Genomic DNA, 16,763 nt, shown 5'->3' with positions numbered 1-16,763 from the left:
TTGGTTTTTAACCCTGCGGCTTATTTACCACGGGCTTCGATTACGGCCTGAGCAACGTTGTTCGGCGCATCATCATACTTCAGGAATTCCATAGTGTACGATGCGCGACCTTTGGTCAGAGAACGCAGCTGAGTTGCATATCCGAACATTTCAGACAGCGGTACTTCAGCGTGGATCTTAACGCCTGTAACTTCAGATTCCTGACCTTTGAGCATACCACGACGGCGGCTAAGGTCGCCGATAACGTCACCGGTATTCTCTTCAGGTGTTTCTACTTCAACCTTCATGATCGGCTCAAGCAGAACTGGTTTTGCTTTCTTAAAGCCTTCTTTAAAGGCGATAGACGCAGCCAGTTTAAACGCCAGCTCAGAGGAGTCAACGTCATGGTAAGAACCGAAGTGCAGACGCACACCGAGATCAACTACCGGATAACCCGCCAGCGGGCCAGACTTCAGCTGCTCCTGGATGCCTTTATCAACGGCCGGGATGTATTCGCCAGGAATTACACCACCTTTGATGTCGTTGATGAACTCGTAACCTTTCGGGTTAGAGCCCGGCTCCAGCGGGTACATGTCGATAACAACATGACCATACTGACCGCGACCACCAGACTGTTTCGCGTGTTTACCTTCGATGTCGGTAACTTTCGCGCGAATCGCTTCGCGGTAAGCAACCTGAGGTTTACCCACGTTAGCTTCAACGTTGAATTCACGCTTCATACGGTCAACGATGATATCCAGGTGAAGTTCACCCATACCAGCGATGATGGTCTGGTTAGATTCTTCATCAGTCCATACGCGGAATGACGGGTCTTCTTTCGCCAGACGGCCCAGAGCCAGACCCATTTTTTCCTGGTCAGCTTTGGTTTTCGGTTCTACCGCGATGGAGATTACCGGCTCAGGGAATTCCATACGTTCCAGAATGATCGGGTTTTCCGGATCACACAGGGTGTCACCGGTAGTCACGTCTTTCAGGCCGATAGCAGCCGCGATGTCGCCCGCGCGAACTTCTTTGATCTCTTCACGTTTGTTAGCGTGCATCTGAACGATACGACCGAAACGCTCACGTGCGGTTTTCACGGAGTTCAGTACGGTATCACCAGAGTTAACCACACCGGAGTACACACGGAAGAAGGTCAGGTTACCCACAAACGGGTCGGTAGCGATTTTGAACGCCAGCGCAGAGAACGGCTCGTCGTCGCTTGCGTGACGCTCAGCCGGAGTATCTTTACCGTCGTCCAGAATACCGTTGATCGCAGGTACGTCTACCGGGGATGGCAGGTAATCAATTACCGCATCCAGCATCGCCTGAACACCTTTGTTCTTGAATGCAGAACCACAGGTTACCAGGATGATTTCGTTGTTCAGAACGCGCTGACGCAGAGCTTGTTTGATCTCTTCTTCAGTCAGTTCTTCACCACCCAGGTATTTTTCCATCAGCTCTTCAGAAGCTTCTGCGGCGGACTCGATCAGGTTCTGGTGCCATTCGTTAGCCAGGTCCTGCATGTCAGCCGGGATATCTTCGTATTCGAAGGTAACGCCCTGGTCGGCATCGTTCCAGTTGATGGCTTTCATTTTCACCAGGTCAACAACGCCGGTGAAACCTTCTTCAGCACCAATTGCCAGCTGCAGCGGAACCGGGTTCGCGCCCAGACGGGTTTTGATCTGACCAACAACTTTCAGGAAGTTCGCGCCCATGCGGTCCATTTTGTTAACGAACGCAATGCGCGGAACTTTGTATTTGTTTGCCTGACGCCATACGGTTTCAGACTGCGGCTGAACACCACCAACTGCGCAGTAAACCATTACCGCACCATCGAGAACACGCATGGAACGTTCTACTTCGATAGTGAAGTCAACGTGCCCCGGGGTGTCGATGATGTTGATGCGATGCGGTTCATACTGCTTAGCCATACCAGACCAGAATGCAGTAGTCGCTGCGGAGGTGATAGTAATACCACGCTCCTGCTCCTGCTCCATCCAGTCCATGGTAGCTGCGCCGTCATGAACTTCACCGATTTTGTGGTTTACACCGGTGTAGAACAGAATACGTTCGGTAGTAGTGGTTTTACCGGCGTCGATGTGCGCACTGATACCGATATTACGGTAGCGTGCGATGGGTGTTGTACGAGCCATTTGATTCCTCGTTGATATCTTTAGGCGTTCAGTTAAGTTATCCAAAACGGGCGACTTACCTGAAGCGCCCGCCTGGTGACTATGACTCCGAAGGGATTACCAACGGTAGTGTGCGAACGCCTTGTTGGCTTCTGCCATACGGTGAACGTCTTCACGTTTCTTAACTGCAGTACCTTTGTTTTCTGCAGCGTCAGAAAGTTCGTTCGCCAGGCGCAGAGCCATGGATTTATCACCGCGTTTACGAGCAGCTTCTACGATCCAACGCATTGCCAGAGCATTACGACGGACCGGACGGACTTCAACTGGTACCTGATAAGTAGAACCACCTACACGGCGGGATTTAACTTCTACAGTCGGGCGAACGTTTTCGAGAGCGACTTCGAAAGCTTCCAGTTCAGATTTACCAGAACGCTGAGCCAGGGTCTCCAGCGCGCTGTATACGATTGATTCTGCAGTAGATTTTTTACCATCTACCATCAGGATATTGACAAATTTAGCCAGCAGTTCTGATCCGAACTTCGGATCCGGCAGAATTTTACGCTGACCAATGACGCGACGACGTGGCATGGAAATACTCCGTTGTTAATTCAGGATTGTCCAAAACTCTACGAGTTTAGTTTGACATTAATTTAAAACGTTTGGCCTTACTTAACGGAGAACCATTAAGCCTTAGGACGCTTCACGCCGTACTTAGAACGAGCTTGCTTACGGTCTTTAACGCCGGAGCAGTCAAGCGCGCCACGAACGGTGTGGTAACGAACACCCGGGAGGTCTTTAACACGACCGCCACGGATCAGGATCACGGAGTGCTCCTGCAGGTTGTGACCTTCACCACCGATGTAGGAAGTCACTTCAAAACCGTTAGTCAGACGAACACGGCAAACTTTACGCAGTGCGGAGTTCGGTTTTTTAGGAGTGGTAGTATATACACGAGTACATACGCCACGTTTTTGCGGGCATGCTTCCAGCGCAGGCACGTTGCTTTTCGCAACTTTGCGAGCACGTGGTTTGCGTACCAGCTGGTTAACTGTTGCCATTAAATAGCTCCTGGTTTTAGCTTTTGCTTCGTAAACACGTAATAAAACGCCCTCACACAATATGAGGACGCCGAATTTTAGGGCGGTGTCGAAAAGGTGTCAAGAAATATACAACGATCCCGCCATCACCAGGCCATCTGGTTGGCATACTTAACCGTGAGTCTGACAAACTCAGTATAGTCAACCCTGACGACACTGTCTGAAATTTGACCACCCAGGCCGCGGGCGTCAATGTCTTCTTTCAAGGCATAGACCGTTATGGGGGCATCGCGCAGACTTTCAAGGAAGCGGTTACCTTCAATCGCGACGGTAACGCCATCCTGGAGCAGCAAAAGCGCATCGCCCTCTTTTAGCAGGCGCAGCAAAGCGGGAAAATCAACGCCCGAGGCGCAATGAGGTAAGGTATGCAGCATAAACGACTCAGAATCTCAGGATGACATCATAGTTGCCAAGCTCGCGGCGTAACGCCACGGGTTCCAGCGGCGTGGCGTCTACCACAAAATTAACGTTTTCCAGACCACGCTCGCGCAGCGATGCCGCGCAGATCCAGCATTGATCAATATCGTACAAATCAAAGAGCTTGAAAGTAGCAATATAGTCACGCGCCAGCACAGCGTCTGGTTTTTGTCCCGGTAATAATTGAAAGACGCCATCGCTGATAAAAAAGACGCCCAGCGCTTCCGTTAGCGCTGACGTCGCCAGCAGCGCATCCAGTCCTTCACGGCCTGAGGCGCTGCCGTGCGGCGCGGTGGAAAAGACAAATGCAATACGTTTCATTAAAACTGCACCACCCGATCGCAGGTGAGAGATGCCTCCGCCAGCGCGCCCAGTCCGCTTAGCGTAAAGCCCGGCTGAAGATTGGCGGACGGCAACGCCAGTCTGCCAGCTTCAGTTTCATCAATAATACCGCGACGAAGCGCCGCCGCGACACAGATGTTCAGCGCTACGCCATGCTGCGTATTCAATGTCTGCCAGGCGCGTACCAGATCATATTCATCGCTCGCCGGCGAGGTCAGGAGATTGGCGTTATAGACCCCTTCCCGATAGAAAAAGACGCTGGCTAACTCATGCCCCTCATTGAGCAGCGCGTGGGCGAACTGCAATGCGCTGCTGGCCTGCTGGGTGCCATATGCCGGCCCGGTGACCATAATGGCATAACGCATTATTTATCCTGCCCCTGAAAATCGCCGCTTTTGAACTGGCGAATATAGAGGTAAACCGTGTGTTTTGAGATATTCAGACGATCGGCTACCTGGTTAATGGCGTCTTTAATATCGAAAATGCCTTTTTCGTACAAGTTAAGGACGATCTGACGATTTTTCGCATTGTTAGAGACATTACGATCGGCATTCACTTCTTCGATCGTGAACTCCAGCGTCTGGGTGACTAAATCTTCGACTGAGGAGGCAAAATTAACCGCTGAGCCAACTTCCGGCGTTTCCGGCGGAATAAAGGTATTCATAATCTGTGAAAATGGCACATCAAGATTCATGTTGATGCACAGTAGACCAATGACGCGCTGCTCGCGGTTGCGAATGGCAATCGTCAACGACTTCATCAAGACACCGCTTTTCGCGCGCGTGAAATAGCATTTCGACACGCTACTGTCCGCCCCTGTCATGTCGTGCAACATACGCAACGCCAGGTCGGTAATCGGCGAGCCAATTTTACGGCCCGTATGTTCGCCATTGGCAATACGAATGGCTGAACATTTTAGATCCTGCAAAGAGTGCAATACGATTTCACAATGGGAACCTATAAGCATCGCTAACCCGTCCACTACCGCTTCGTAGGATTTCAGAATATCGAAGTCGGTTTGCTCGAAGGGACGCTGATCCAGCAAATCAAGTTCACTGGTTTCGTTGGTTAAAAGCGACCTGGACATGAAAAAAAACACTCCTTTTCAGGAGCCTGTCGTTATGTTTTCAGGGCAGGCTCATTATTTACGCGGATGATTAAATTAATACAGTGAGGGTTCATCTTTCCAGTACTAATTTGCTCGTCTATTTCAGACTACGTGTGCGTTGGCGGTCATTCAGCCTACGGTCTCGCCCTTAACGACCAGCGCAAGCGCCGTTATCCGCAAATCAAATTATGGTGAGTAATATATCCGGCCTGAATAAAAAAAACCGCCGCTATTACAAGCGGCGGCTCTCAGTTTTTATTTTTTAGCAGCATCTGCGGCTTTAGCGTCAGCCGCATCGGCAGGTTTAGCATCCGCTTTCGGCGCTGGTTTGATATCCAGCAACTCTACGTCGAATACCAGGGTGGAGTTCGCCGGGATACCCGGAACGCCCGTTTTACCGTAGGCCAGCGCCGGTGGGATAACCAGCTTGATCTTGCCGCCTTTCTTAATATTTTTCAGGCCTTCAGTCCAGCCAGGGATAACGCCGTCCAGACGGAAGGAGAGCGGTTCGCCGCGCGTGTAAGAGTTATCAAACTCTTTACCGTCGATCAGCGTACCTTTGTAGTTCACCACAACAGTATCGCTATCTTTCGGCGCCTCGCCTGTGCCTTCTTTCTCTACTTTGTAAAGCAGACCGGTAGAGGAGGTTTTCACGCCTTTCTCTTTAGCAAAAGCGTCGCGGAACGTTTTACCTTTTGCTTCGTTATCGGCAGCGTCTTTTTCCATCTTCGCCTGAGCAGCGCTCTTCACACGTGCTTCAAACGTCTGCAGCGTTTGCTCAATTTCCTGATCGGACAGTTTGCTCTTATCGGCAAAGGCATCCTGAACGCCGGCAATCAACTGTTCTTTATCCAGCTTGATGCCTAACTTTTCCTGCTCTTTAAGCGAATTTTCCATGTAACGACCCAGCGAGGCGCCCAGCGCATAAGCCGCTTTTTGATCGTCGTTTTTAAATGCTGCTTTGCTATCAGCGGTAGCTGCCGGTTTCGCCGCATCAGCAGCAAAAGTGATCGGTGCGTGCATAGCAACGGCCATCGTCGTTGCCAGCAGCGTGGCTTTAAACAGTGATTTCATCCATATCTCCAGGGCCGGGGCATCTCGCCCCATGTTAACTTACGTAAGAAGCGTACTATAAATCGTTGCAGAACAAATCAACATACGAACACGCCCTATTATCACTTCTTTTCAGACTCTTTTTGTTTAAATTAGTTTCGTAGTGCGCGTAATGGTTGCTGTGAAAGCCGGTAAAGTTAAGTAGAATCCGCCGACGGAGACAACATAAAGAGGTACATCATGCAGGATATCACGATGGAAGCTCGTCTGGCTGAACTGGAAAGCCGTCTGGCGTTCCAGGAGATTACCATAGAAGAACTAAACCTGACGGTAACCGCACATGAAATGGAGATGGCGAAGCTGCGCGATCATCTGCGTTTGCTCACGGAAAAGTTAAAAGCCAGTCAGCCGTCAAATATCGCCTCTCAGGCAGAAGAAACGCCGCCGCCGCATTATTGAGACGAAAAAAAAGCGGGGTTAACCCGCTTTTTTTGTGCCCGATGATTTATCGAACCAATGATAATACCCTAAGGATTTCGAGTCACAGCAAGGCGGCAAGCTTGAAAATTCCCCGGGAGCATAGATAACTATGTGACCGGGGTTTGAAAGCGTAGCCAACACCGCGGTGGCTTGAAAGACGACGGGGATTAATGACAACCGCAGCCGCCTTTACCACCACCACCGCAGCAGCCTTCGCCGCCGTGCTCGTGACCATGGTCATGACCATGACCACCACAGCAGCCATCTTCACCGTGATCGTGGTGGTGATCGTGCGCGCCATGAACATGACCGTGAGCCAGTTCTTCTTCAGTCGCTTCACGAATCGCAACAACTTCTACGTTAAATTTCAGATTCTGGCCCGCCAGCATGTGGTTACCATCAACCACAACGTGATCGTCTTCCACTTCGGTAATCTCTACCGGTACCGGGCCCTGGTCGGTTTCCGCCAGGAAACGCATCCCTACCTGCAGTTCATCAACGCCCATAAAGACGTCTTTAGGCACACGCTGCACCAGATTTTCGTCATACTGGCCGTAAGCGTCGTTCGCGCCAACAGCGACATCAAATTTGTCGCCAACTTCATGGCCTTCCAGCGCGGTTTCCAGACCAGAGATCAGGGAGCCGTGACCGTGCAGGTAATCCAGCGGCGCACTCACCGGAGACTCATCAACCAACACACCGTCTTCTGTACGTACCTGATAGGCCAGGCTGACCACCAGGTCTTTTGCTACTTTCATGATATCTCCTGAGCATGGGAAGAATAGTGGCGCAGATTGTAGCGGAATTCTGCAGCCGTGTACCCCTTAGCTTAAAAAAACCTGCGGCATATCGCTAGTCCGGATGAAAAATCCCGATCACTTGCTCTTCTTTGCGAACATGCTCGCGAACGTCTTTATCCGCTTCCCGCATTTGATGCCCGCACTTAACGCATTCAACAATATCGACATTATTTTCACGCCACATCGCCATTGTATCCTGCGCCTGACAGGCCGGACATTTCGCGCCTGCAATAAAACGTTTACGGATTGCCATTGTTTTACCCCTACTCAAATTCATCCCAGCCATCCAACTGGCGCCGTTCCTGTTGCATTTCGCGCTGAAAAATCTCCTCCAGTTCGCGTCGGGCCTCTCTGGCGCGCGAAATCTGTACCATGTCGCTATGCTCCGGGATCAGTTCCCGCAACATTCGCATATCCAGCCGACGAAAATGCAACTGCGCGCGTTGCGCCTGATGCGGATGCATACCTAACGACACCAGAGTTTTACGTCCCAGTTCCAGCGCGCTGGAAAACGTTTCACGGGAAAACTGCGTGACGCCAGCCTGTAATAACTCATGGGCCTCCACACGTCCACGCGCTCGCGCAAGAATATGCAGATGAGGAAAATGCTGCTGACACAGCGCCACCAGCTTCATCGTGTCTTCCGGTTCATTACACGTGATGACTATCGACTCCGCCGCTTCCGCGCCCGCAGAACGCAGCAGCTCGACTTGTGTAGCGTCGCCGTAATACACTTTATAACCATATTTGCGCATCAAATTAACGGCGCCGATATCGCGTTCCAGCACGGTGATACGCATCTTATTCGCCATCAATAAGCGAGCGATCACCTGACCAAAACGGCCAAAGCCGACGACAATCACTTGGGGCTTATCATCCTCAACCCACGGCTTTTCATCATTCTCTTCCGGGCCATTAAGACGGCGCGATAACCACTTATCAATCCCTTTCATCAGTAGCGGCGTGGTCATCATTGATAATGTGACAGTCACCAATAATAACGCCATCTGATCGCCCTGAAACAGGCGCTGAGAAGAGGCGGTAGAAAAGAGCACAAAAGCGAACTCGCCCCCCTGACTCAGCACGCTGGCAAACTGCATCCGTTCAGAACTTCTTATTCCATATAACCGCGCCAGCAGATACAGCGTCAGCATTTTTATGACGACCAGAATAACAACGCTCGCCGCCACCCACAGTAAATGGGTATAAAGTACGCCGAGATTTAGCGACATACCGACGGAGATAAAGAACAGCCCAAGCAGTAAACCTTTAAAGGGATCGATAGCGTTTTCCAGCTCATGCCGGTATTCGCTCTCTGCCAGTAAAACGCCGGCAATGAAGGTTCCCAGGGCCATCGACAGTCCCAGCGCATCCATAAATAAGGCGGCGCTCAACACCAGCAACAACGTCGCGGCAGTGAAAACCTCGCGTACGCCGGACGCAGCAATAAAACGAAATACCGGGCGCAGCAGGTAACGACCGCCAATCAGCATTACCGCGAAGGCCAGTACCTTCATTGCCACTTTAAACCAGTCGAAATGCTCGTCGGCCGATCCCGCCAATAAAGGCACCAACGCCAGCGCGGGGATCACCGCTAAATCCTGAAACAGTAAGACGGAAAACCCTAACTGCCCGGACTCGCTACGGTTCATGCCTTTCTCGCGCATCAGTTGTAGCGCCATCGCCGTCGAAGACATCGCCAGGCCAATCCCGCCGACGACCGCCGCCTGCCATAAGAAATCAGCAAGCATCAATAATCCCGCAAGCACCGCCGCGCTTAACAGCACCTGAGCAGCGCCGACGCCGAAGATAGAGCGCCGCAGTTGCCAAAGCCGGGACGGATTGAGTTCGAGACCAATGATAAACATCAGAAACACGACGCCCAGTTCGGAAAAGTGCAGGATCTCGTCAACGTCGCTGATAAATCCCAGCCCCCACGGACCAATCGCGATTCCCGCCAGCAAATACCCTAGCACCGCGCCGATGCCCAGCCTGGCGGCCAGCGGCACCGCCGCTACCGCCGCGAAGAGGAACAACACTCCCGCGGTCAATAAATCAGCACCTTCCATCAATAGCCTCCCGCGCTCACAGGATTCGCCAGCCACTCGCCATAGGCTTTCGCATGGCTGGCCAGCGTCTGCGGCGACTGGCGGCGCGCCCAGTACACAATAATGGGCGGCATCCAGTGCATCCGGCACATGGCCGCGGTCAGTTCAAAAGGGCGGAGTACATCGCTCATTGGATAGCGGTTTAGCGCGTCATACCGGTAAGCGCTCTCCGGCTCGCCGGTCGTAATCACGCTACGCCAGTACTTTCCCACCAGTTGGTTTCCCCCTGGTCCGCTGGCGAACCCCCGACTCAAAACGCGATCAAGCCATTCTTTCAGTAAAGCCGGACAGCTATAGGTGTAAAGGGGATGCTGAAAAACAATGACGTCGTGCTCACGTAACAGGGCTTGTTCATAGGGCGTGTCGATAAAAAAATCAGGATAGCGCGCATAAAGATCGTGCACGGTTACGTTATTGTGCTGTATGGCCGGTTTAAGCAGTACCCGGTTAGCAACCGAGTCCTGAGATTCCGGATGGGCATACAACAGCAAGACTTTCGCTGGCTGAGACATCAATCCCCCTCCCGGTTGTTTTGGGTCGATACATGCCATTCTTCAGGCCGCTTCTACGTTGATAGCGTTTGTTCAACTCAGAAACGTACTCTATGTCCGCCGCTGGGGATTAATGAGAGATATTCTTGTTCCTCACCAAAGGCGGCCTGAATGATTTTGTGTATCGTTGTTGTTTTGAGCTACCATTGCGCTCCAGCGCGGCGGTACGCCCGAATATTACATTATCATAATGATAAATTAACATAGTCTGAACATACGGCGCCTTATGATTGTTTTCTCCTCGTTACAAATTCGTCGCGGCGTGCGCGTCCTACTGGACAATGCCTCGGCTACCATTAATCCAGGCCAGAAAGTCGGCCTGGTGGGTAAAAACGGCTGCGGTAAATCTACCCTGCTGGCATTGCTAAAAAATGAAATCAGCGCCGATGCCGGGAGTTTTACCCTGCCCGGAACCTGGCAATTAGCGTGGGTGAATCAGGAAACACCTGCGTTGCCTCAGCCAGCGATTGAGTATGTCATTGACGGCGACCGTGAATACCGGCAGCTGGAGGCGCAGCTTAACGACGCCAACGAACGTAACGACGGACATGCTATCGCCTCCATACATGGCAAGCTGGACGCCATCGACGCATGGACCGTTCGTTCGCGCGCCGCCAGCCTGTTACACGGTCTCGGCTTCTCTAACGATCAGCTGGAACGTCCGGTCAGCGACTTTTCCGGCGGCTGGCGGATGCGCCTTAACCTGGCCCAGGCGCTGATTTGCCGTTCCGATTTACTGCTGCTCGACGAACCGACCAACCACCTCGATCTGGATGCCGTTATCTGGCTGGAAAAATGGCTGAAGAGCTATCCGGGCACCCTGATTCTGATCTCCCACGATCGCGACTTTCTTGACCCGATAGTGGATAAAATTATCCATATCGAACAGCAGACTCTGTTCGAGTACACCGGCAACTACAGCGCATTTGAAGTTCAGCGCGCCACGCGCCTGGCGCAACAGCAGGCGATGTATGAGAGTCAGCAGGAGCGTGTGGCGCATCTGCAAAGCTACATCGACCGTTTCCGCGCCAAAGCGACCAAGGCCAAGCAGGCGCAAAGCCGTATCAAGATGCTGGAGCGTATGGAGCTGATTGCGCCGGCTCATGTCGACAACCCGTTCCATTTCAGCTTCCGCGCGCCGGAAAGCCTGCCGAACCCGCTGCTGAAGATGGAAAAAGTCAGCGCAGGTTATGGCGATCGCATCATTCTGGAATCCATCAAGCTGAACCTGGTGCCCGGCTCGCGTATCGGCCTGCTGGGCCGCAACGGCGCGGGGAAATCGACGCTGATCAAGCTGCTGGCGGGCGAACTGGAACCGTTGCACGGTGAAATCGGCCTCGCCAAAGGCATTAAGCTCGGCTACTTCGCCCAGCACCAACTGGAGTTCCTGCGCGCCGATGAATCCCCGTTGCAGCATATGGCGCGTCTGGCGCCGCAGGAACTGGAGCAGAAGCTGCGCGACTATCTCGGCGGCTTCGGTTTCCAGGGCGACAAAGTAACGGAAGAGACGCAACGTTTCTCCGGCGGCGAGAAAGCGCGCCTGGTACTGGCGCTGATCGTCTGGCAGCGTCCAAATCTGCTGCTGCTCGATGAACCGACCAACCACCTGGATCTCGACATGCGCCAGGCGCTCACCGAAGCGCTGATTGATTTTGAAGGCGCATTGGTCGTCGTGTCGCACGACCGCCACCTGATTCGCTCCACCACTGACGACCTCTATCTGGTGCACGACAAAAAGGTCGAGCCGTTCGACGGCGACCTGGAGGATTATCAGCAGTGGCTGAGTGACGTGCAGAAGCAGGAAAACCAGGCCGACGACGCGCCGAAGGAAAACAACGCCAACAGCGCCCAGTCACGCAAAGATCAGAAGCGTCGCGAAGCCGAGCTACGCACTCTGACGCAGCCGCTGCGTAAAGAGATTACCCGTCTGGAAAAAGAGATGGAAAAGCTCAACGCCCAGTTAGCGCAGGCGGAAGAGAAGCTCGGCGACAGCAGCCTGTATGACCCCAGCCGTAAAGCGGAGATGACCGAGTGTCTGCAACTGCAGGCCAGCGCCAAATCCGGGTTGGAAGCGTGTGAAATGGCATGGCTTGAGGCGCAGGAGCAGCTTGAGCAGATGATGCAGAACGACTAAGAGCCTATCCCATTAGGCTATTTTATTCGCCATTTTAGGGCCGGGCAGTGCTCGAAATCCTCACGTACTATGTGTACGCTCCGGTTTCTGCGCGCTGTCCTGCCCCAAACTGGCTTCAACAATTACGCCTACTGGGATAGGCTCTAACGCACGGGGCGGACGATGAACCTGTCAATTACCGATGACATTACCTTCCGCAAGCTCACCATCTTAATGATGCTTGTGGAGAAGGGCAACATCGCCCGCACCGCCGAGGCGCTGCACACGCTGGAAGAGAACGTTCGTTGTCCGCTGTTCGTCCATAAAGGCCTCTTCGGTACTCGCCCCGATATAAAGGTTACCGTTGCGGTCGGCAGCACCGGAACAGAAGCCTGCGTTATGTGATTTAGCGGCAAAGGTTGCCGTGATTTATTTTCGTCAGCGCGTCGTTCACGCCAAATAATGTAAACGTCACCTCATCAACGCCAAGATTTTTCAGACGCGCAGTGTGTTTTTTAATATAAGCCTGCGCCGTTTCTTCGGATTCAAACAAGTAAATGCCGCCAGCTTGCTGGTTTTTCTCGCTTTCTGTCCAGATTTTCCAGATGAAGCCCGGCTCCTCATTGATAGACTCCGCCAGCCCGACCAGTTGCTGAGTCATCTCCTCGCCAAAAGGGCCGCTAAAGTTAAAATGGATCTGTAAAAGTGTCTTCGACATGCCTTCTCCTTGAGTCGCATAACTATCGTGTTGCCACACTACCACGATTAATTCGGCTGATGCAGAGGTTCACGCGATTTCTGTGGGGTATTGCGCGCGCCTTGCATACCGCCCCCTCTGGTGAAATGAGGCGCAATTTTATTTCGCCAGACGACCAATTGAACGTAAAATCACATATTGACTAATCTGTGAACCTTATGCGCGGTATAGTATTGTTTCCAATTATCAATTGTTCTGGTGCTATGGTTGAGATCACGTCCACAGAAATGACCCCGCCTGTCAATGACTCGCATGAATTTATTCCCATGCGTGGCATTCGTAATCGCCATTTACAAACTATGCTGCCGCGCTTAATCCGCCGCAAAGTGAAGTTCAACGCCCACTGGCAGCGGCTGGAGCTACCGGACGGCGATTTTGTCGATCTGGCATGGAGCGAAGAACCGCAACAGGCAAAGCATAAACCGCGGCTGGTGGTCTTTCACGGTCTGGAAGGCAGCCTGAACAGCCCCTATGCCCACGGACTGATTGAGGCGGCGCAAAAGCGCGGCTGGCTGGGCGTGGTGATGCACTTTCGCGGCTGTAGCGGCGAACCCAACCGTCTGAATCGTATTTACCACTCCGGTGAAACGGAGGACGGAGCCTGGTTTTTACGCTGGCTACAGCGGGAGTTCGGCGCCGTTCCGACAGCCGCCGTGGGCTATTCGCTCGGCGGTAATATGCTGGCGTGCCTGCTGGCGAAAGAAGGCCGCGATATTCCCATCGAGGCGGCGGTGATTGTTTCTGCGCCCTTTGTTCTCGAAGCCTGTAGCTACCACATGGACAAAGGGTTTTCCCGCATCTATCAGCGTTATTTGCTTAATCTGTTAAAAGCGAATGCGTCACGCAAGCTGGCGGCGTATCCCGGGTCGCTGCCGGTGAATCTGGCGCAACTGAAATCAATGCGCCGTATTCGCGAGTTTGACGACCTGATCACCGCGAAAATTCACGGCTTTGCCGACGCCATCGACTACTATCGTCAGTGTAGCGCCATGCCGTTGCTTAACCAGATTGCTAAACCGACGCTGATTATTCACGCTAAAGACGATCCGTTTATGGATCATCACGTGATCCCTAAAGCGGAAGATCTGCCCCCGCAGGTGGAGTATCAGCTAACTGAGCATGGCGGACACGTAGGATTTATCGGCGGTACGCCGCTGCGCCCTGAAATGTGGCTGGAACGCCGAATTCCTGACTGGCTGACAACGTACCTGGAGGCGTCATCATGATCATTCCCTGGCAGGGGCTCGCCCCCGACACGCTGGACAACCTGATCGAAAGCTTTGTGTTGCGCGAAGGCACCGATTATGGTGAACATGAACGTTCGCTTGAACAAAAAGTCGCTGACGTAAAACGCCAACTGCAATCCGGCGAGGCCGTGCTGGTATGGTCTGAATTACATGAAACGGTCAATATTATGCCGAAAAAGCAGTTTCGCGAATAAAACGCCTTTGCCGACAATACATTATTACTAAAGCTCAATCATGGAGTTGCCATGTCAGCCAAACATCCGGTGATAGCAGTAACAGGGTCAAGCGGCGCGGGGACCACCACCACCAGCCTCGCGTTTCGTAAAATTTTCGCGCAGTTAAATCTGCACGCCGCCGAGGTGGAAGGCGACAGTTTTCATCGTTACACCCGCCCGGAAATGGATATGGCGATCCGCAAAGCGCGTGACGCCGGGCGGCATATCAGCTATTTCGGGCCTGAAGCCAATGACTTCAGCCTACTGGAACATACTTTTATTGAGTACGGGCAGACGGGTAAAGGCCAGTCGCGTAAATATCTGCATACCTATGATGAAGCCGTACCGTGGAATCAGGTTCCCGGCACGTTTACCCCCTGGCAGCCGCTTCCCGAACCGACCGATGTGCTGTTTTATGAAGGGCTGCACGGCGGCGTCGTCACCCCGCAACATGATGTCGCGCGTCATGTTGATCTGTTGGTTGGCGTGGTGCCTATCGTCAACCTCGAGTGGATTCAGAAACTGATTCGCGACACCAGCGAGCGCGGACACTCCCGTGAAGCGGTGATGGATTCCGTGGTGCGTTCCATGGACGACTACATCAATTACATTACGCCGCAGTTCTCGCGTACCCATATCAACTTCCAGCGCGTACCGACCGTCGATACATCCAATCCGTTCGCCGCAAAGGGTATTCCCTCGCTGGATGAGAGTTTTGTGGTGATCCATTTCCGCAATCTGGAAGGGATCGATTTTCCCTGGCTTCTGGCGATGCTCCAGGGCTCGTTCATTTCTCACATTAATACATTAGTGGTGCCGGGCGGCAAAATGGGGCTGGCGATGGAGCTGATTATGTTGCCGCTGGTGCAGCGATTAATGGAAGGCAAAAAAATCGAATAACCGCGGTGAAATGCCCGATGGCGCTACGCTTATCGGGCCTACGAGATAAAAACGGGTAGGCCGGATAAAACCACGCCGCCATCCGGCATCACATGTTACGCCGCAATCACTTCATACGAATGGGTAATATTGACCGCTTTTTCCAGCATTAGCGCCACCGAACAATATTTTTCCGCGGAGAGATCGACAGCGCGCGCGACGGCAGCCTCTTTCAGATCGCTGCCGGTAACGATAAAATGCAGATTAATGTGCGTAAACAGGCGCGGCGCGTCTTCCCGGCGCTCGGATGTCAGCTTCACTTCGCAGTTGGTGACATTCTGACGGCCCTTTTGCAGGATTGATACCACATCAATAGCGCTACATCCGCCAGCCGCCATTAATACCATCTCCATCGGACTCGGCGCTTTGTCACCGGAGTTGCCATCCATTAAAATCTGGTGGCCGGAGGAGGACTCTCCGAGGAACGTGAGCCCTTCAACCCACTTTACACGCGCTTGCATATTTCGTAACTCCAATGTTTCAATTTTCCTGAAAGATTACGCGCATACAACAAAAGTCGCAATGGAAGGCGACCTGGGTCATGCTGAAGCGAGACACCAGGAGACACACGGCGAAAGCTATGCTAAAACAGACAAGATGCTACAGTAATACATTGACGTACTGCATGTATGCAGAGGACATCACATTACAGGCTACAATCTATTTTCGTAGCCCCCTTCCCAGGTAGCGGGAAGTATATTTTTGCAACCCCAGAGACAGTGCCGTTTTCTGGCTCTGGAGACAGCTTATAACAGAGGATAACCGCGCATGGTGCTTGGCAAACCGCAAACAGACCCGACTCTTGAATGGTTCTTGTCTCATTGCCACATTCATAAGTACCCGTCAAAGAGCACGCTGATTCACCAGGGTGAAAAAGCAGAAACGCTGTACTACATCGTTAAAGGCTCCGTGGCAGTGCTGATCAAAGATGAAGAAGGGAAAGAAATGATCCTTTCTTATCTGAATCAGGGTGATTTTATTGGTGAACTGGGCCTGTTTGAAGAAGGCCAGGAACGCAGCGCCTGGGTACGTGCGAAAACCGCATGTGAGGTCGCTGAAATTTCCTACAAAAAATTTCGCCAATTAATCCAGGTCAACCCGGATATTCTGATGCGCCTCTCTTCCCAGATGGCTCGTCGCTTACAAGTCACCTCTGAAAAAGTAGGTAACCTCGCCTTCCTTGACGTCACCGGGCGTATCGCTCAGACGCTGCTGAATCTGGCGAAACAGCCCGATGCCATGACGCACCCGGATGGGATGCAGATCAAAATCACCCGTCAGGAAATCGGCCAGATCGTCGGCTGCTCCCGCGAAACCGTTGGTCGTATTTTGAAAATGCTGGAAGATCAAAACCTGATCTCCGCGCATGGCAAGACCATCGTCGTCTACGGCACCCGTTAATTCCGTCAGAATGGCGCGTTT

At 52.6% G+C, this 16,763-nt stretch carries 21 protein-coding genes; 7 read left to right on the top strand and 14 right to left on the bottom strand.

Annotation, left to right across the window (positions count from 1 at the left end; translation table 11 throughout):
* Positions 1 to 20 precede the first annotated feature (20 nt).
* The 8 genes from fusA to fkpA form a co-directional block, all read right to left on the bottom strand.
* A complete protein-coding gene (gene fusA, locus ACLJQD_RS14160) occupies positions 21 to 2,135 on the bottom strand; it encodes an elongation factor G (protein WP_000124693.1) in 2,115 nt (704 codons plus the stop codon).
* Positions 2,136 to 2,231: 96 nt separating this feature from the next.
* Positions 2,232 to 2,702, bottom strand: a complete 471-nt coding sequence (gene rpsG / locus ACLJQD_RS14155; RefSeq protein WP_001138043.1) for a 30S ribosomal protein S7 — start codon at positions 2,700 to 2,702, stop codon at positions 2,232 to 2,234.
* 95 nt (positions 2,703 to 2,797) lie between these two features.
* Positions 2,798 to 3,172, bottom strand: coding sequence for a 30S ribosomal protein S12 (gene rpsL, locus ACLJQD_RS14150; RefSeq protein ID WP_000246815.1), 375 nt, complete (start codon positions 3,170 to 3,172; stop codon positions 2,798 to 2,800).
* Positions 3,173 to 3,297: 125 nt separating this feature from the next.
* Entirely contained in the window at positions 3,298 to 3,585 is a 288-nt protein-coding gene (gene tusB / locus ACLJQD_RS14145) for a sulfurtransferase complex subunit TusB (protein WP_000903398.1), read from the bottom strand.
* A 7-nt stretch (positions 3,586 to 3,592) separates the two neighbouring features.
* Positions 3,593 to 3,949 carry a sulfurtransferase complex subunit TusC gene (tusC, locus tag ACLJQD_RS14140; RefSeq protein ID WP_000820705.1) on the bottom strand — a complete coding sequence of 119 codons (357 nt, stop codon included), beginning with the start codon at positions 3,947 to 3,949 and terminating at the stop codon, positions 3,593 to 3,595.
* Entirely contained in the window at positions 3,949 to 4,335 is a 387-nt protein-coding gene (gene tusD / locus ACLJQD_RS14135) for a sulfurtransferase complex subunit TusD (RefSeq protein WP_017442189.1), read from the bottom strand. The genes tusC and tusD overlap by 1 nt, the downstream gene beginning before the upstream one ends.
* Positions 4,335 to 5,057 (bottom strand): transcriptional regulator, encoded by a 723-nt coding sequence (locus ACLJQD_RS14130; protein ID WP_000091471.1) that lies wholly within the window; start codon positions 5,055 to 5,057, stop codon positions 4,335 to 4,337. The genes tusD and ACLJQD_RS14130 overlap by 1 nt, the downstream gene beginning before the upstream one ends.
* A 276-nt stretch (positions 5,058 to 5,333) precedes the next feature.
* On the bottom strand, positions 5,334 to 6,152 hold the full coding sequence (gene fkpA / locus ACLJQD_RS14125) for an FKBP-type peptidyl-prolyl cis-trans isomerase (RefSeq protein WP_000838229.1): 819 nt from the start codon (positions 6,150 to 6,152) through the stop codon (positions 5,334 to 5,336).
* Positions 6,153 to 6,371: 219 nt separating this feature from the next.
* Here fkpA and ACLJQD_RS14120 point away from each other — a divergent pair, with 219 nt between their 5' ends.
* Entirely contained in the window at positions 6,372 to 6,590 is a 219-nt protein-coding gene (locus tag ACLJQD_RS14120) for a protein SlyX (protein WP_001152701.1), read from the top strand.
* Positions 6,591 to 6,778: 188 nt separating this feature from the next.
* Here the strand turns inward: ACLJQD_RS14120 and slyD are convergent, their stop codons facing one another.
* The 4 genes from slyD to kefG form a co-directional block, all read right to left on the bottom strand.
* Positions 6,779 to 7,369 carry a peptidylprolyl isomerase gene (slyD, locus tag ACLJQD_RS14115; protein ID WP_000861341.1) on the bottom strand — a complete coding sequence of 197 codons (591 nt, stop codon included), beginning with the start codon at positions 7,367 to 7,369 and terminating at the stop codon, positions 6,779 to 6,781.
* A gap of 94 nt (positions 7,370 to 7,463) precedes the next feature.
* Positions 7,464 to 7,664: a YheV family putative zinc ribbon protein gene (locus tag ACLJQD_RS14110; RefSeq protein WP_001007735.1), complete on the bottom strand. Its 201-nt coding sequence runs from the start codon at positions 7,662 to 7,664 to the stop codon at positions 7,464 to 7,466.
* 10 nt (positions 7,665 to 7,674) lie between these two features.
* Positions 7,675 to 9,480, bottom strand: coding sequence for a glutathione-regulated potassium-efflux system protein KefB (gene kefB, locus ACLJQD_RS14105; protein WP_000398133.1), 1,806 nt, complete (start codon positions 9,478 to 9,480; stop codon positions 7,675 to 7,677).
* A complete protein-coding gene (gene kefG, locus ACLJQD_RS14100) occupies positions 9,480 to 10,031 on the bottom strand; it encodes a glutathione-regulated potassium-efflux system ancillary protein KefG (protein WP_000081820.1) in 552 nt (183 codons plus the stop codon). The genes kefB and kefG overlap by 1 nt, the downstream gene beginning before the upstream one ends.
* 265 nt (positions 10,032 to 10,296) lie before the next feature.
* On the opposite strand from kefG, the gene ACLJQD_RS14095 reads away from it, so the two are divergent.
* Positions 10,297 to 12,204 (top strand): ABC transporter ATP-binding protein, encoded by a 1,908-nt coding sequence (locus tag ACLJQD_RS14095; RefSeq protein ID WP_000634764.1) that lies wholly within the window; start codon positions 10,297 to 10,299, stop codon positions 12,202 to 12,204.
* A 162-nt stretch (positions 12,205 to 12,366) separates the two neighbouring features.
* Positions 12,367 to 12,588 (top strand): LysR family transcriptional regulator, encoded by a 222-nt coding sequence (locus ACLJQD_RS14090; protein ID WP_017442188.1) that lies wholly within the window; start codon positions 12,367 to 12,369, stop codon positions 12,586 to 12,588.
* A gap of 1 nt (position 12,589) precedes the next feature.
* Here the strand turns inward: ACLJQD_RS14090 and ACLJQD_RS14085 are convergent, their stop codons facing one another.
* Positions 12,590 to 12,901 carry a monooxygenase gene (locus tag ACLJQD_RS14085; RefSeq protein WP_000047690.1) on the bottom strand — a complete coding sequence of 104 codons (312 nt, stop codon included), beginning with the start codon at positions 12,899 to 12,901 and terminating at the stop codon, positions 12,590 to 12,592.
* A gap of 197 nt (positions 12,902 to 13,098) precedes the next feature.
* Between ACLJQD_RS14085 and ACLJQD_RS14080 the strand changes: the two genes are divergently transcribed.
* From ACLJQD_RS14080 to ACLJQD_RS14070, 3 genes are read left to right on the top strand one after another with little or no spacing between them, the layout of a single operon-like run.
* Positions 13,099 to 14,166: a hydrolase gene (locus tag ACLJQD_RS14080; RefSeq protein WP_017442187.1), complete on the top strand. Its 1,068-nt coding sequence runs from the start codon at positions 13,099 to 13,101 to the stop codon at positions 14,164 to 14,166.
* On the top strand, positions 14,163 to 14,381 hold the full coding sequence (locus ACLJQD_RS14075; RefSeq protein WP_000586568.1) for a YheU family protein: 219 nt from the start codon (positions 14,163 to 14,165) through the stop codon (positions 14,379 to 14,381). Before ACLJQD_RS14080 ends, ACLJQD_RS14075 begins: the two co-directional genes overlap by 4 nt.
* Before the next feature lie 51 nt (positions 14,382 to 14,432).
* A complete protein-coding gene (locus ACLJQD_RS14070) occupies positions 14,433 to 15,302 on the top strand; it encodes a phosphoribulokinase (RefSeq protein WP_001274690.1) in 870 nt (289 codons plus the stop codon).
* A gap of 95 nt (positions 15,303 to 15,397) precedes the next feature.
* On the opposite strand, the gene ACLJQD_RS14065 is transcribed toward ACLJQD_RS14070, so the two are convergent.
* On the bottom strand, positions 15,398 to 15,802 hold the full coding sequence (locus ACLJQD_RS14065) for an OsmC family protein (protein ID WP_001148919.1): 405 nt from the start codon (positions 15,800 to 15,802) through the stop codon (positions 15,398 to 15,400).
* 307 nt (positions 15,803 to 16,109) lie between these two features.
* Between ACLJQD_RS14065 and crp the strand changes: the two genes are divergently transcribed.
* Positions 16,110 to 16,742 (top strand): cAMP-activated global transcriptional regulator CRP, encoded by a 633-nt coding sequence (gene crp / locus ACLJQD_RS14060; protein WP_000242758.1) that lies wholly within the window; start codon positions 16,110 to 16,112, stop codon positions 16,740 to 16,742.
* Positions 16,743 to 16,763 lie beyond the last annotated feature (21 nt).

Source organism: Salmonella sp. SAL04214 (assembly GCF_046550615.1).
Classification (GTDB): domain Bacteria; phylum Pseudomonadota; class Gammaproteobacteria; order Enterobacterales; family Enterobacteriaceae; genus Salmonella; species Salmonella enterica.
The sequence above is the reverse complement of the archived record's forward strand: the minus strand, read 5'-3'. Positions and strand labels throughout refer to the sequence as shown.